The following is a 15,657-nucleotide window of genomic DNA, read 5'->3' on the forward strand; positions in this document are numbered from 1 at the left end:
TAGTTGGGAATTTGTTGCCTAACTAGGGTAACTTCTCCAAACTTTGAATATACCTGGTTCGGGGCAATTCATTCAACTTTACACCGACTTAGTTATGTTCTCATCAACTTCTGAGGTATCGGCAACTACTTTCTTTTTTCGTGTTTTCGGTGTTTCCGTTTTGGTTTTTCTACGTGTTTTCTTTTTTGGTGTTTTTCCTAGTTGCTGAGGTATTAGAGACCAAGAAATCACCTGAGTTAACAAATTGACAGAAGCGAGCTTTACTTGAATAGTCGCTCCAGGCCGGAGTTCAGGAGGCAATTCCGTAGTTGATGATTTCTTTTTAAGAACATATTCTTTGGGTAGCTGTGCTGTAGAAATGAATCCTTCTTGGCAAAATTGAGGAACGGTAAAAGAAATTCCTTCTATAGAAGAGGTAATGACAAACGCCTTGTAAGCGGTGTCGGGTTGTTCATCCAAGAATTTTTTTAAGAATCGAGTTTTTTTCATGTTTTCTAATGAGAACTCGGCTTTTGCTGAAACACGTTCTTGTGTTGAGCAAGTCTTCACGATTTGTTCCAGGTGACTACTATCTATAGACATGGGGTGAAAAAGTAATCGATGAACAACAAGATCAATATAGCGACGTATTGGGCTAGTAAAATGTGTATAATAGTCTAGTTGTAATCCATAGTGCCCCTTATTTTCAGTTGAGTAAGAGGCAGTTTTCATGCTTCTTACAAATTGGGAATGTAGGATGGTTTCTAGTGGATGTCCTGCAGATACTTCCTGTAGTAAATATTGATAGTTGGGCTCTTGTGTTGGGGTCATTACAATTTCAAATCCCATAGCTTGGGCGGTTTCATTAAAGGAAAGAAGGTTTTCGCTATTTGGGGGTTCATGAATACGAAATGGTAGAGTGATGTCTTGATGTGCAATATGGTAGGCGATAACCTCGTTAGCTTTTAACATGAACTCTTCAATGAGTTTGTGAGCAAGCGTTTGGCGAGTTTCAATGAGGTCTGTAGGTTCTTGTAGATTGTCGAGAGACATTGTAAACGATGGGAGAACAAGACGAATACAGCCACGCTCTTCCCTAAGTTCAGAGAACCTTCTACTTAGGTTTGCCATAGCATGTAGAGTGTTTGATATAGGGTGTGGATGGTTGTTTTCAATAATATCATCGACTTCATCGTAGGTCATTCGATACTTACTCCGGATAACGCTACGGAAAACTTGGTAGTCTGAAAGATGGCCTGATTTTGTAAAGGTCATGAACACAGAAACAGCCAATCGATCAACATTGGGTTTTAGACTACACAAATTGTCAGACAATGCTGATGGAAGCATAGGAATGACTTTACCAGGAAAGTACGTTGAGTTACAACGCTTTGCGGCTTCCTTATCCAAGGCAGAGTTTGGGGTGACGTAGTGTGACACATCAGCTATATGGACACCTAGAATGTAATTATCATTGTTGTCATACGTTAAAGATACTGCATCATCAAAATCTTTGGCTGTTGCCGAGTCTATAGTAAAACAGAGCAAATCGCGTAGATCTCTACGGGACCTTAAAGCGTGGGAAATATGTTTTTGCGAAAATATACTAGCTTCCTTGAGAGCATCTTCAGGAAATTCCTCAATGAGATTATATTCTGCTTTGACAACTGGGAAGTCTGACTTTGCATTGGAAATGTTACCTATAAACTCAATCATTTCTAATGGGGGAGTCTCTTTAGATTCGGGCTTTTCTTGCCATTCGGGAGTCTCAAGCAGTAACCGATCTCCTATTTTGTATGAACGTTTGGGGATTAATTTTGCTTTGATAGGAACCTCTGGTCCCAATGTTGTTACACAAACAAGAGCAGTTGTACTATTAATTAAAGAAACAATAGTTCCGACAAGACTAGATTTTCCTCGAGATACGACTTGGCGTATAGTCCCTTTTCGTTTGTCTTCCCTACTTCGACCTGGGAATAACGATACTAAAACATGGTCACCATCTAGAGCTCCTTTCAGATCGCTAGCGGGAATGAAAATATCAAAAGGATATTTTTCCGGATGGTCAGGGGAAACAAAACCAAAGCCTTTTTTAGCATGAACAAATAAAGTCCCAGAAATTAAACTTGGTTTATTTGGTTTTTTTAGAATTTTAGTTTTTTTTTCTTTGGTTTTTTCAACAGATTCACTCCGTAAGGTGATTTTTAATCGTTTTCTGGTTTTATGAGACGTTTTTAATGCAAAAATACTTTTATGAATAGTGTTTCAAGGAAAAAATTCCCCATCTCTAAAAGAGATGGGGAAAAAGAGAAGAGACCATAGAAACTAGTCTTGAGGTTTATCGAGGATTTCTACATCAGCATCTTGGATGTTTTCACTGTCGCCAGTTCCATTTCCTGCTGGAGGTTTGGTACTAAAACTATGTTTTTTCAAATCCTCAGTGTTGATGTTTGGACCACCTTGAGCATTAGCTGCGGAAGCCGCGGCGGCTGATGCTGATTGTGATTGCATAGCTTCACCGATTTTCTGCATATGGCGGCTAAGCTCTTCGGTAGCAGCTTTAATTTGCTCGATAGGAGCATCTTCTGTTACTGCGGTGCGAACTTTCTCAATGCGCTCCTGAATTTCTTTAACTAGAGTTTCAGGAATCTGATCTTTGTAATCATTAATAGCTTTTTCAGCTCTAAAGATCATACTGTCTGCTTCATTTTTGGTGTCAGAAGCTTCTCGACGCTTTTTATCAGCTTCCTTATTGATCTCCGCATCCTTGATCATACGTTGAATTTCTTCTTCTTGTAGACCAGAGCTTGCTTCAATACGGATTTTCTGTTCACGGCCACTTGCTGCATCTTTCGCTGATACGTGAAGGATACCATTTGCATCAATATCGAAGGTGACCTCAATTTGAGGATGTCCTCTAGGTGCAGGTGGGATGTCTGTAAGATCAAATCTACCAATTTCTTTGTTGTCTTTTGCCATAGGACGCTCCCCTTGCAAAACAACAATTGTTACAGCAGGTTGGTTATCTGTAGCTGTAGAAAACACTTGTTTTTTCTGTGTAGGGATAGTGGTGTTTCTTTCTACCAATGGAGTCATTACTCCGCCAAGAGTTTCAATTCCAAGGGATAAAGGAATAACGTCTAAGAGTAGAACATCTTTAACTTCACCGCCGAGAACTCCGCCTTGAATAGCCGCGCCAATAGCAACAACCTCATCTGGATTGACACCTTTATTAGGTTCTTTACCAAAAATAGCTCTTACTGCTTCTTGTACTGCTGGCATTCTAGACATGCCTCCCACAAGAAGGACATCATCGATATCGCTAGCGGAAAGTTTTGCATCACTCAGTGCCTTAAGGCAAGGGGACTTAGTTCGTTCAATAAGCTGAGAAGCAAGTTCTTCGAACTTTGCACGTGTTAATGTTAAAGCTAAGTGTTTTGGCCCGCTGGCATCCATAGTAATGAATGGCTGATTGATTTCTGTAGATGACACTCCAGAAAGCTCAATTTTTGCTTTCTCTGCAGCATCCTTGAGTCTTTGTAATGCCATGTTATCTTTACTGAGATCAATACCTTCTTGTTTTTGGAATTCATCAATCATCCACTTGATGATAACTTCATCGAAATCATCTCCGCCAAGATGTGTATCACCATTTGTGGAAAGTACTTCGAAAACTCCGTCTCCGATTTCCAAAATGGAAATATCGAAAGTTCCTCCTCCTAAGTCGAACACGGCGATTTTTTTATCCCCAGCTTTGTCAATACCGTATGCTAACGCTGCAGCGGTTGGCTCAGGAATAATACGTTTGACTTCTAGACCCGCAATACGACCGGCATCTTTTGTTGAAGCTCTCTGAGCATCGTTGAAGTACGCAGGAACTGTAATAACAGCTTCAGTTACTGGTTCTCCGAGGTAAGCTTCAGCAGTTTCCTTCATTTTCATAAGGATTTGTGCGCCGATTTGTTCTGGGGTATATTGTTGCCCATTGACTTCGAAAACAGCATCACCTTTAGAGTTAGGAGCAACTTTATAGGGAACAGTTTTAATTTCAGATTCTACTTCAGCATACTTTCTTCCAATGAAACGTTTAGTAGAGGCAAGTGTTTTTTCAGGATTAGTAACAGCTTGGCGTTTCGCTGGAATACCTACTAAAGTTTCTGAACCTTTGAAAGCAACAATAGAGGGGGTAGTACGTGTTCCTTCAGAAGATGTAATAACTTTGGCTTGCCCACCCTCCATAACAGAGACGCAGGAGTTGGTAGTTCCTAAGTCAATACCTATGATTTTACTAGATTTTCTTTGTTCACTCATAACTAATACCTAATTCTCTAAGGATTGAATTTATTTTTCTTCTTTATTTTGTGCTGGAGACTTTGCAACTTTGACTTTTGCTACGCGAATTGGTCGTTCTCCTATTTTATAGCCCTTCGCAAATTCCTCAGTAATTGTGCCTTCTGGAACATTAGAGGTTTCTTCTGTTTCTACAGCCTCATGGAGAAAAGGATTAAATTTCTGGCCAATAGCAGAGTATTCTACAATTCCTTTATCTTCAAAGATCTGCTTAAATTGCTGGAGGATCATATTGAATCCTACAGCCCAATTTTTGACATCTTCCGACATTTGTGATGCAAATCCCAGAGCTTTCTCCATGCTTTCGATAGGAGTAAGGAAGTCAATAAGCGCATTCTCAACAGCATACTGCATGAGTTCCTGACGTTCTTTTTGCATGCGTTTGCGCGCATTTTCTGATTCTGCAAGCACCATCAAGTACTTATCATTTTTCTCTTTAATTTCAGCTTTAAGAGTTGCGATTTCTTGTTGTAATTCTTCTACTTCGTCAGCAGGCGCTTGGCTCTCTGCTTCATCGTTAGGTTTTGTGTCTGTCATGACATCTCCTTAGAGGGTAAAAGTTTTATAGAAGAGTATCTTGCAAGGAGCGCAGGCTCTTTGGATGAATGACGTTCGGAAGGGCAAGGTCTTCTAAATGATAATTTAAATTTATAAAAACTTTGAGTTAGACTTGCTTTAACCTTATCTGCAAAAAGGGTTAGTATTGCGAATATCTCTTTGTAAGGGAGGTTTACAGGGCCCAATACTCCAAAAGCTCCCAAAGGTGTGTTATTCATATAGTAGGGCATCGTAATTACGGTGCACTGAGGGTTTCGAGTTCCAAAGATATCAGACAATTCATTTCCAATAAAGGCTGTGGGTTTATCTCTATGCATTCCTATGTCCAGTAATTTGCACATATGACGACGATTTTCAAAGAAAGATAGTCCCAAGGCTAACATGTCAGGATCTTTAAAAGACTCGTATTTAAGTAGTTTAGAAAGTCCAGTTTGATAGAGGTCTTCTTCGCTGAAATTACAGTAGCGTGTGAGATATCGTACTACTACTTCGTTATACAAAGTCATGCCAATCTCTTCTTCTTTCTGAGACAACGAGTCTTTGGGTATTTGTTTGCTAATGTAGTTTTGTAAAAAACTTTCTATGCGTTTTAAAGAGGTAGAGGCTAAAGTTTCTGGAATCCACAGTATGTCAGTAAATATTTGACCAAATTCAGTTGATAGAATGACAACAATACGCTGATCATCAACCGAGGAAAGTTGGATATTAGTTACAGTATCACTGTCAAATCTCGGAGATGAGAAACATGTGGGTAGTTGCAGTACTTCTCCTAGAAGTTCTGAAGCTTTTTGGAGATCTTTCACAATATTTCGACTTTCCTTGGGCAAAGTATCCAAAATTTGTAATACCGAATCAGAAACGGGTTCATGAGAGGGAATATTGTAATCAACATAATAGCGAAATGCTAAGTCTGTAGGGATTCTACCTCCAGAAACATGATTTTTCTTTAAAAAACCCTGTGTTTCTAATTCGGAAAAATAATTTCTAATGGTTGCGGTGCTGAGATGTGAATCACAATGTTCCTTGAGAGTCTTAGAGCCAACAGGTTGCCCGGTTTTTAAATACAACTCAGTAGTCGTCAAAAGAACATGCAGAATTTTAGAATCCCGTTTGGAAATCCAAGACCTGGACATCACATCCACCGTAAGATCAATTATTCGTGGCCATTATAAGCAAAGATCTATGTCAGGTCAAGAAATTTAGCACTCCAAATGTTCGAATGCTAAGTTTTTCCCAAAAACGTATCTTGTATGCTAACTATTAGGAAGATGTTGTGCACACCAAGAGAGGAACTCACCAGGAATCACAGAGAATTTTTCTCCTAATCGCGATTCAATTTCTAGCATGCCAGAAGAATGAAACACTTTGCCAAAAATTAGTTTATAGGGAATGCCGAGAAGATCGCTATCCTTTATTTTGAAACCAAGTCTTTCATTTCTGTCATCAAGTAGAGGTTCGTAACCATGACTCTGCAAATCTCGGTACAATATTTCTGCGGCTTCCAAGGAAGCAGTATCTCCTCCATTACATAGTAAGGTAATGTGGAAAGGTGCAATAGATCCTGGCCAAACAATGCCTTTGTGGTCTGCTAGCTGTTCTACGCAAGCAGCTAAGGTTCTACCGATGCCAATACCATAAGTTCCCATCCAGCAAATCTGTTTCTTCCCCTCCTCATCCTGGAAGGAAACATCGAAAGTTTCGGTATATTTCGTTCCTAAGTTAAAAATATGGGCAACTTCCACACCTTGATAAACTTCATAGGGGACATTATCATTAAATGGGCAACCGTCGCCAGCTTCAGCAAGAAGAAAATCGTAATACTCAGGACGCGAAACATCTCTATCCCAGTTTACGTTAATGAAATGAATATCTTTAGTATTGCCCGCACAGACAAAGTTAGTCATAGAGCGAGTAGTTTCATCAGCAACAAATTCAATGGGGCAGTTTAACGGGCCTACAAAGCCTTTTTCAGTGCCTAGGTATTTTTGAATTTCTTCATCAGAAGCTAACAAGCAATCATCAGCGTTCAGTTTGGAGACAACTTTAGCTAAATTAATTTGACGATCGCCACGGATTCCTATCGCTAGAAATTTCTCTTCTTTCCCGTAAAACAACTTTACTATTAGAGTTTTCATGATTTTCTGTTGATCTATGGAAAAGAAGTTTTTTAGATTTTCAATAGATTTGATATCGGGAGTAGGTATTTCTTCTATAGGAAGAAGCTCTTTATCATAAGCATAAGGGGTGGGGCAAGCTACTGCAGCCTCAATATTAGCTCCATATGACCCGCTAACACAAATAGTATCTTCGCCTAAGGAGCAGAGAACGTGGAACTCTTCAGATTTTCCTTTACCTATCTTGCCACCATCGGCTTCTACGATTACATACTTTAAATTTAGCCTATTAAAGATCCTTTTGTATGCTTCTCGCAATTTCTTATATTGTTCATTCATCTGTTCTGGAGAATCTGAAAAGGTATAGCTATCCTCCATTAGGAATTCCCTGGCACGCATAAGACCAAAACGTGGTCGAATCTCATCTCGGAATTTTGTAGCTATTTGATAAAGATGGATAGGAAGCTGTTTCCTTGCAGATAGCCATTGGGAAACGAATGACGATACAACCTCTTCATGTGTTGGGGCTAAACAGAAGTCTTTATCTTCCCGATCTGTAAGAGTATAGAGAAGGCCTTCTGAGCTAAAGGCTTCCCACCTTCCTGTTTCTTGCCATAATTCCATGGGGTGAAGAATAGGGAGAGATACTTCTTGCCCTCCAATGGCATTCAGCTCTTCCCGGACGATTTTGGCCATTTTTAAAGATACGCGCCAAAGTAGTGGAGTATAGGTGTATATTCCTTTGGATGTTTTAAATAAGTATCCTGCCTTTTCTAAAAGTTCATAAGAAAGAACTGAGGCGTCCTTATTCACATTTTTTGAAGTTTTATAGAATAACTGGGAGGCTTTCATATTGTGTTTTTGTCGTCCAGGTTAGTGAGATCCTAGGAGGGTTAAGATTCTTTAAAGTGAAAGGATAATAGCATAGGTCGGTTTCTAAATCAATTACCATAGATTCTCTCTAAAAATATTGTGATTTGTTTTGTGAATTAAATAATTAAGAAGAGAAATGTATAATTATATAGTAAATAAATACAATTTTTTATTTTTGGTAATTTATGTCTTCAGTACATAGAAATTCTCAAGTTCCTCCGTCAGGAGGAGATGATGTTGGACGTTCAGATAAGAAGGAGAAGGAAAATCAGAAGCAGTCTGATTGCTCAGGTGCTACTGAGGATGGACTATCTGTAGAAGTTCTATCTTCAGGTGCTGTATCCTCTGTTCAGCCAGAGGTACATGATGCTATATTGGTCGAAGAAGCTGTGGGGCAATGGCTAGATCATGGTTCACCCTCGGCACTGACACCGAATTCTGGCGCGGAAAATGTTGTGCAGGTAGCTTTAGCAGATTTCGGTAAGGAAGATATTGATTCTGTAGAGAAATCTTTAGAGGGTGTTTCTGATTTATTTGAAGGTGTTAGCGAAGTTCGTTTATTAATCGAAGATTACATGAGGAGCGCTCAAAATGTTTTGCAAACCCTTATGATGAATCCGGGGAATGTTTCTGGTAAAAAGTTAAGAGTTTCTTCTGAAGAAGAACGACAATCTATAAGTGCCTTAGCAAGTATGCAGAGACAAATAGAAGGAAATTGCACATCTTTGAAAGAGCATGCTGATCTTTTATTATCCTCACTAACTGATTTGCATAAGCGCATGATTGGGATGTCGTTGGAGGATTTTAGGGAGAAATTTGGCGAAGATGCCTCTCGTGTTGAAAGATTGCTATTTCAAATTGGTATTCAATATACTGACAGTGGTTGGACAATTTTGTCACGCGGACGTGTGCCAGATTTATCCATAGCGCTATCTAAGTTAAAAGATATTATGCAACAATCCGATGTCACTCAGCTAATAGAGGTATCTGAGGGACAACAAGAGGAACCTGTTGCTGCTTCTGCGAAAGAGGAGATTCAAACTACATTAACCTGTGGGGAACGTTTATTACGTGTTTGGAATACGTTAACCGAGCTATTTCATCGTATTTATGGGTCTATCTTGTTCTTCTTGCTATGGGTGGGAAGAAAAATAGGAATTATCTCGTCCAAGGATGACAAGAAGCCCAAAGAAAACTTGGAGAATCCCTTCGCATCTCCAAGGAATAGTTCATCAAGCAACGAAGAAAATAGGTCTTCTTTACGATCTGTAATTTCTGGACGTAGTGATCTTTCTGACGAAGATCAAATTCGTCGGCCTTCAGATGCTACTATCGAAACGCAGGATGCTCACGGGAAACAAGATATCGAAGAAAAAAACAGTTGATGTCGGAGATGTCTGATTTTAGTTGTTAATTATATCTCACGCTTAGCGTGAGATATAATTTCTATCTTTTCCCTTAGTAATCGTTAGTTTTGTCTTTGTCTGTTGTTTTTTTTTCTTTTCTCTAGTATTTTGACGTTTTCGGAACCGCACATGTCCTAGGTGCTTTTTATGAGTACAACGAAAAAATATTCGCTGTTCGCGTTGTGTTTCAGCCTCGTGCTGATGATTACTGGGGGGTGTTCTTTTTGCCCACAAAAAGCTTCTTCACTATCTTCGGAACAGTATCTGCCGATTGTTAATCACTTGTTCTCTATATGTGATTTGCCTCAAGTGGAAAATCGTGAAGAATTAGTTGAAGTGTCGTCTTCATTGTTTCTCACGCGGGAACAGCGTATGTCTCGTAATTTTGAGCCTATTTCTTTGAAAGATGGTCATGAGTTTTATAATGACCTTTCTCTTCTTAGGATGACACAAGTAGTGCCTGCGTACGCAGCAACTTATGAGAGTGCCGTTATTCTCGGTGGGATGCTTCCTGCAATTCGTCATCGCCTCGACTTCTTAATTCGCGAGTGGCAGCGTGGCGTGCGTTTTAAGAAAATTGTATTTTTATCTGGCAAGAGAGAGCGTTACAGTGAGGTAGAGACCAGAGAGCATTTTTTTGATTCTCGTTTCAATGTGTTTCCTGTAGATCCCTCTTGGAGAGAAGAGGACCATGAAGTCCCTTCCTCGGAAGATGGTATTGCACGATTTGTTTGGGAACAAATGCAGGTTCCTAGTGAGTGGAGAGATCCTCAGTCCGGTGTTCAAGCTGTTTTCTTAGAAGCTAATCCTTCTGAAGGAAATACTTTTGGATCCAGAAATGATACTCTTAATCTATTCAAATCTTATCATGGCGATTCTTCAGGAAGAGTATTGTTTGTGAGTAGTCAACCGTTTATACATTTGGATCGTTGTCGTATTACTAATTTCTTTGATAAGCAAACATGCGATGTTTCTGGCCCTGGATTTTCTCAAGTAGTCCTTTTACAAGATTGGGCACCTAGAATGTGTTTGCATGGTCTAGCTGCTTGGGTCCATGAAACTAATGGGCATCTCAATATATCCCAGGAATAAATTTGTCTGACGAATTTTGGATTTTAGAAGTAAAAGTTACCCCCAAAGCTAAGGAAAATAAGGTCTTAGGATTTGAAGGAGATGTGTTGAAAGTACGTGTTACGGACCCCCCTGATAAGGGGAAGGCGAACGATGCTGTTGTGTCTGTACTAGCGAAAGCGCTGTCCTTACCTAAGCGCGACGTTACCCTAGTTTCTGGAGAAACCTCTAGGAGAAAAAAAATTCTCCTTCCAAAATCTATACAAACAGAACTTTTCAAACGTTATGGGAAAGACCTTTAGGCAACGGAGGTCTTTTCATTTTTTGATTTTTCCGCCTTCGCTATAGGCTTTTTTTCTTTATTTTCTTTGAAGACTATAGAACGAAATTGTTTGCGTTCGGTTTTATTAATTTTTAATCCCAAACGTCGGATAACGTCCTCGTTAAATGTGGTTGTTTGTGGAATTGGGTCAGCGATAATTTTTCTGAGCCCCTCGATGTCATCATGATGGTAGAGAAGATGGTAAACCATCTGTGCTACCTGAATTCCGGATTTTTTAAAATCTACGCCACAAGCAACACACGCACCTTCAGATACCAAGGAAAGATCATCCGTGATGATGGGGATATTTTCTTTTAAAATGTCCTCAATAAATGATGTTCCGTATTTGTGTGGTAAAGAAGAGAAGGGAATGAAAATAGCAGAAGGTCTTTTGCTAATAGCTTGTTTTATACGTGTTTTAAAATTCGCAGGAGTCACAGAAATTTCTGTTACTTGGATTCCTGAAGCATTGAGCTTTTTAGCAATTTCATTTTGTAGTGTTGAAGGATAGGGTTCTGCGGGTTTTAAATAGACCAAAGATTCCGGATTTACTGCCACGGTTTGTATAGCAAAACAGCATTGGTTAATGTCCAGACTGTCATTGACGCCGTGGATATTTGTTTGATCTTTAGGGAAGGAGAGCATGTCGCTATCAGGAACAGCTGCATAAATTATAGGTTTTCGTTTTTCAATTTGACTCATTACTCTAGTTGCTGTGGATCCTAAAGTAATGATAGATATCACATTAGGGTCTCTATGCAGAGCGCGGGCTATTTTCTTTGCTTTGACAAGGTTGTCATCGGCATTGACAAGCGTGATTTCGGGAGCGTGGTCGAAAGTCTTGAGTACTTCAATACAGCTAGCACAGCAATCTTCTAAAAGTGTGTGTGTAAAGGAAAAGAAAATTGCTACTTTAGGAGAGACTACTTTTGGACGTGTTGAAGAAAAGAAGACAGTAATTAGCGAACAAAGCAACGATAAAAATAGAATATAACGAGTGAGAGTGCGGAAGAAAATCATGTATAAGCCATTATGTCATAAATAGATGACGATTGTAATCGTTCACAGGCTAAGGCAATATCCTCAGCTCTACCGAGGGCCGAAAACCTAGCGAATCCTTTCCCACAAGACCCGAATCCTGACCCTGGGGTAACGGCAATATTATATTGGTATAAGAAAAAGTCAAAGATTTCTTCTTCGGGAATTATATCTGGAACTTTCACCCAAAGATAGGGAGCATGTTCTCCACCATATACTTTCATTTGCCCTGACTGTAGTGCTTCTTTTAACTTGTGAGTGTTGCGACGATAATAATTAATAGATTCTACATTTGGGAATAAGGATATACCAGCGATTGCTGCTTCTTGAGCTGGTAAGGAAGCACCATTAAATGTCGTGGACAGAAATCTTTTCCAATCTGACAGAATAGAAGACCCGTCATTGTAGGAAAGCTCCTTAGGAACTATGGTCCACCCTATCCGAATACCGGAAAATCCTAAAGGTTTTGAGAAAGAATTAATTTCAATTGCGCAAGATCTAGCGCCGGGTATTTCAAAAATACTTTTAGGAAGATCAGGGGATGAAATAAATGCGCTGTAAGCTGCATCAAAAAGAATAATTACTCCGTTTGTGTTTGCATAATTCACAAGATTTTGTAATTGCTCTTTTGTAAACGTTATGCCCGTAGGATTGTTAGGAGAGCATAAACAGAGAATATCCAAAGGTACTTTAGGAAACACGGGGAAAAAGTCTGTGGATTCCTCACAGTTAAGATGAACAATTTTTTTAGCTCCAGTAAGACAGGCAATATCTAGATAAGCAGGATATGAAGGATTTTGTACTCCTAAAGTTTTCCCGGGGCCAAAGAATGTCAGTAAACGAAAAATATCAACTTTTGCTCCATCTGATATGAAAATTTCTTCGGGATCTACCTGATTCGAGTAAAGCTTTGAAGCTAGATTTTCTCTCAGTTTTGGAAGACCAAGTTCTGGACCATATCCATGATAAGTTTTTGGATTTCCTAGTTGTTCTACGGAAGAGGTGAACGCTGAAATTACACTAGGATGTAGCGGTTGTGTCGTATTTCCAATAGACAAGTCGATAATAGTAGCCTGAGGGTAATCCTTACGAAATTTTTCTATCTTTTGTTTAAGATCTGAAAATAAATAGTTCTTCTTCAGTACTGAGAAGTGCGCATTTCGTTGCATGGATCGATACATTGTCAAAATTATTTAGCCCAAGATCTTAAAAAACTCGTTACTTTTTTGGTACAGCTTTTGCCTGTGAATCCTATTTATTCTTATTAATCCCAAAATAATACGAGATATTACTCTATAAAGATAGTTTGTTTAATAACCATAATTACATCGATTTTATAAAAAAACTATAAGATTTATAATTAATTAAAAATAAAAGAATTATTTTTGGTTAGATTATGAGTTCTATTAATCCTTACAGTTCTTCACACAGCCCCTCTCCTTTAAACCCTGAAAATAATCAACAACCCGATGGGGTCAAGAAAACATCAGGTTCTGAGAATGGTGGCATCCGTGCTAGTGGTAAAGCAGGAGAGAAACAGGCGGCTGCTAAAGTAGGAGACGCTGCACGTAGAGCTATGAGCAATAAATCTGTTTCTACGCCTCCTGCGCCTCCTGCTCCTAAGTTACCGTCTGCATTTCAACAAGTTAAGGGTGGGGGCGACAATAAAGGTCTGCATGATAATCTCATAAAGGAGCTACAATCGAAGTTTGCTGGCAAGGATACGGACTACGGAAGCAAAGAGACACAAGGTCAATCTAGTGCCTCTGCAACTCGAGGTTCTGTTTCTACGCCTCCTGCGCCTCCTGCTCCTAAGTTACCATCTGCATCTCAACAAGTTAAGGGCGGGGGCGACAATAAAGGTCTGCATGATAATCTCATGAAGGAGCTACAAGCGAAGTTTGCTGGCAAGGATACAGACTACGGCAGTAAAGAGACACAAGGTCAATCTAGTGCCTCTGCAACTCGAGGTTCTGTTTCTACGCCTCCTGCGCCTCCTGCTCCTAAGTTACCATCTGCATCTCAAAAAGTTAAGGGTGGGGGCGACAATAAAGGTCTGCATGACAATCTCATGAAGGAGCTACAAGCGAAGTTTGCTGGCAAGGATACAGACTACGGCAGTAAAGAAACACAAGGTCAAGCAGAGTCTACTAAGACCCCTAAACAAACATCGCAGAGGAATTCTAGGACAGAATCCGGAAATAATAAAACCGGAGGTTTGCAAAGTAGTTTGATAAATGAATTAAAAAATAAAATTAAAAGGAATAGAGGGTAGTAACTCTTTTTTATGATTAGTTTCTTTGTTTATCTAGTCTATACATAATCAGTACGCAGATTTTTGTTGCTGAATATGAAATAGCGTATATCAAAGAGGTAAAAAGATCCCATTCAGTCGAGGGACTGAATGGGAGGGGGAAAGTTTTCATTATTTAGAAGAGTTTACACACTTCAGGTACATATTAGGAGTAGTTTGGGGTTGCAGGGACCTTCCCTGCGGCAACTATTATTAATTTGTGTTTTGTTTTCTTATAATTTTTTTTATTTTAAAAACATTATTTTTTTAAAAAGATTAAATCTATTTGATTGTTTTTATATTGCTTTCGTTTTCTGTTAGATTTTTTGTCTAGTTAGGGAAGAGTTGCTAAATAAATGGTCTCTTTTCTATAGATTATGAATACCATGGGAAAACGATTATTCTGTAGCTGTTGTTTTTGCGGCTTTTTATTTATTAGCGGTATTCTTTGTTCTTCGGAAGTAGCTACTCGGCAGACACATTCTTGTCCGGATTGTGAGAGCTTGTCTAAATCTGTTGGTCGTGCGGATCAGTTGCCTGAGAACGTTTGTGCGTCGGATGACAGTTGTTATTTCACTGGATACGTGCAAGCACTCATCGATATGCATTTTTTAGATAGCTCTGCTCAGGTAGTTGTTGAAAATAGCACAGCTTATTTATTTTCTTTGCCAGTCGATTATGCTCTTTCCGAGGCAATTATTAGTTTTGTTCGAGATTTACCATTTATTAGTTCTGTAGAAGTCTGTGATCGTCCTTATCACGATTATTGCCAGGTTGTCGCGGATGCTCATTCCCGGTTACCTAGGGAGAAAGGAATAGGCACAGAAATAGTTTGTGGTAAAGAGGGAGTTTGGCTTCCTCAAAACACCATTCTTTTTTCCCCCCTAATCGCCGATCCTCGCCAAGTTACAAATAGTGCTGGTATTCGATTTAATGATAAGGTTGTGGGTAATCGTGTAGGATCGGCAATTTTCGGAGGAGACTTTATCTTATTGCGTTTATTCGATGTTACCCGATTTCATGGAGATCTAGATATAGGAATTCAAGGTGGAGTATTCTCTGTTTTTGACTTAGACCATCCTGAAGCTTGCATGGTTAATTCTGATTTCTTCGTCGCGGGTTTGCTTGGTTTTGCCGTTAATCAATGGAGTTTTCGTTTCCGATTATGGCATTTATCTTCTCACTTGGGAGATGAATTTATTTTAACCCATCCTAAATTTCCTAGGTTTAATTTAAGTGATGAGGGTGTCGATCTCTTTGCTTCGTTGCGCTATAATGACCAGATTCGTGTTTATGGAGGGTTAGGCTATATCATCAGCAGAGATTTGAGTTTTCCAGAGAAGCCTGTATACGTAGAAGCTGGGGCGGAGCTTAGGCCTTTTGGATTGCGTGAAGGGAATTTACATGCTCAGCCGATTTTTGCCATGCATTTTCGTTTTTGGGAGGAACAAAACTTTGGTATAGACCAAACATATATCTTGGGTATGGAGTGGTCCAAGTTTCAAGATTTTGGAAGGAAAATTCGCGCTTTTGTTGAATACCATCAAGGCTTTTCTAAAGAAGGACAGTTCGTCAGAGAACCTTGTAATTACTACGGGTTCCGTCTCACTTATGGTTTCTAAACTATCTTGTTCATCTACTTTTTAATAAAGC

Annotated in this window: 12 protein-coding genes; 5 read left to right on the forward strand and 7 right to left on the reverse strand. The window is 39.4% G+C overall.

Annotated features, from left to right (window positions below):
- Window positions 1–78: 78 nt before the first annotated feature.
- The 5 genes from H359_RS01485 to H359_RS01505 form a co-directional block, all read right to left on the reverse strand.
- Window positions 79–2,130, reverse strand: coding sequence for a ribonuclease R family protein (locus tag H359_RS01485; RefSeq protein WP_051149430.1), 2,052 nt, complete (start codon window positions 2,128–2,130; stop codon window positions 79–81).
- Between the two features lie 174 nt (window positions 2,131–2,304).
- On the reverse strand, window positions 2,305–4,290 hold the full coding sequence (gene dnaK / locus H359_RS01490) for a molecular chaperone DnaK (protein ID WP_020370964.1): 1,986 nt from the start codon (window positions 4,288–4,290) through the stop codon (window positions 2,305–2,307).
- A gap of 30 nt (window positions 4,291–4,320) precedes the next feature.
- Window positions 4,321–4,866, reverse strand: coding sequence for a nucleotide exchange factor GrpE (locus H359_RS01495; RefSeq protein WP_020370965.1), 546 nt, complete (start codon window positions 4,864–4,866; stop codon window positions 4,321–4,323).
- Window positions 4,863–6,020, reverse strand: coding sequence for a heat-inducible transcriptional repressor HrcA (gene hrcA / locus H359_RS01500; RefSeq protein WP_020370966.1), 1,158 nt, complete (start codon window positions 6,018–6,020; stop codon window positions 4,863–4,865). Before hrcA ends, H359_RS01495 begins: the two co-directional genes overlap by 4 nt.
- A gap of 120 nt (window positions 6,021–6,140) precedes the next feature.
- Window positions 6,141–7,853: a proline--tRNA ligase gene (locus H359_RS01505; protein ID WP_020370967.1), complete on the reverse strand. Its 1,713-nt coding sequence runs from the start codon at window positions 7,851–7,853 to the stop codon at window positions 6,141–6,143.
- A gap of 206 nt (window positions 7,854–8,059) precedes the next feature.
- Between H359_RS01505 and H359_RS01510 the strand changes: the two genes are divergently transcribed.
- The 3 genes from H359_RS01510 (at window position 8,060) to H359_RS01520 (ending at window position 10,653) form a co-directional block, all read left to right on the forward strand.
- Entirely contained in the window at window positions 8,060–9,259 is a 1,200-nt protein-coding gene (locus H359_RS01510) for a CT392 family protein (protein WP_020370969.1), read from the forward strand.
- Window positions 9,260–9,427: 168 nt separating this feature from the next.
- The gene (locus H359_RS01515; RefSeq protein WP_035392300.1) at window positions 9,428–10,372 is read left to right on the forward strand and encodes a hypothetical protein; all 945 of its coding nucleotides are present in this window, start codon (window positions 9,428–9,430) and stop codon (window positions 10,370–10,372) included.
- A gap of 2 nt (window positions 10,373–10,374) precedes the next feature.
- Window positions 10,375–10,653, forward strand: coding sequence for a DUF167 family protein (locus tag H359_RS01520; protein ID WP_020370971.1), 279 nt, complete (start codon window positions 10,375–10,377; stop codon window positions 10,651–10,653).
- Here the strand turns inward: H359_RS01520 and H359_RS01525 are convergent.
- Both H359_RS01525 and H359_RS01530 read right to left on the reverse strand, forming a co-directional pair.
- Window positions 10,650–11,693, reverse strand: coding sequence for an ABC transporter substrate-binding protein (locus H359_RS01525; RefSeq protein ID WP_020370972.1), 1,044 nt, complete (start codon window positions 11,691–11,693; stop codon window positions 10,650–10,652). The genes H359_RS01520 and H359_RS01525 overlap by 4 nt on opposite strands.
- Window positions 11,690–12,880 (reverse strand): LL-diaminopimelate aminotransferase, encoded by a 1,191-nt coding sequence (locus tag H359_RS01530; RefSeq protein WP_020370973.1) that lies wholly within the window; start codon window positions 12,878–12,880, stop codon window positions 11,690–11,692. Before H359_RS01530 ends, H359_RS01525 begins: the two co-directional genes overlap by 4 nt.
- Window positions 12,881–13,107: 227 nt before the next feature.
- On the opposite strand from H359_RS01530, the gene H359_RS01535 reads away from it, so the two are divergent.
- A complete protein-coding gene (locus tag H359_RS01535) occupies window positions 13,108–13,986 on the forward strand; it encodes a hypothetical protein (protein WP_021119516.1) in 879 nt (292 codons plus the stop codon).
- A 404-nt stretch (window positions 13,987–14,390) separates the two neighbouring features.
- Entirely contained in the window at window positions 14,391–15,626 is a 1,236-nt protein-coding gene (locus H359_RS01545) for a DUF1207 domain-containing protein (RefSeq protein WP_020370975.1), read from the forward strand.
- Window positions 15,627–15,657 lie beyond the last annotated feature (31 nt).

Origin of the sequence: Chlamydia ibidis 10-1398/6 (assembly GCF_000454725.1) — a bacterium.
In the GTDB taxonomy this organism is placed as follows: Bacteria; Chlamydiota; Chlamydiia; order Chlamydiales; family Chlamydiaceae; genus Chlamydia; species Chlamydia ibidis.

Coding starts and splice junctions, on each gene's coding strand:
- dnaK (WP_020370964.1), bottom strand. CDS start 4,290: ATGAGTGAACAAAGAAAATCTAGTAAAATCATAGGTATTGACTTAGGA.
- H359_RS01495 (WP_020370965.1), bottom strand. CDS start 4,866: ATGACAGACACAAAACCTAACGATGAAGCAGAGAGCCAAGCGCCTGCT.
- hrcA (WP_020370966.1), bottom strand. CDS start 6,020: ATGTCCAGGTCTTGGATTTCCAAACGGGATTCTAAAATTCTGCATGTT.
- H359_RS01505 (WP_020370967.1), bottom strand. CDS start 7,853: ATGAAAGCCTCCCAGTTATTCTATAAAACTTCAAAAAATGTGAATAAG.
- H359_RS01510 (WP_020370969.1), top strand. CDS start 8,060: ATGTCTTCAGTACATAGAAATTCTCAAGTTCCTCCGTCAGGAGGAGAT.
- H359_RS01515 (WP_035392300.1), top strand. CDS start 9,428: ATGAGTACAACGAAAAAATATTCGCTGTTCGCGTTGTGTTTCAGCCTC.
- H359_RS01525 (WP_020370972.1), bottom strand. CDS start 11,693: ATGATTTTCTTCCGCACTCTCACTCGTTATATTCTATTTTTATCGTTG.
- H359_RS01530 (WP_020370973.1), bottom strand. CDS start 12,880: ATGCAACGAAATGCGCACTTCTCAGTACTGAAGAAGAACTATTTATTT.
- H359_RS01535 (WP_021119516.1), top strand. CDS start 13,108: ATGAGTTCTATTAATCCTTACAGTTCTTCACACAGCCCCTCTCCTTTA.
- H359_RS01545 (WP_020370975.1), top strand. CDS start 14,391: ATGGGAAAACGATTATTCTGTAGCTGTTGTTTTTGCGGCTTTTTATTT.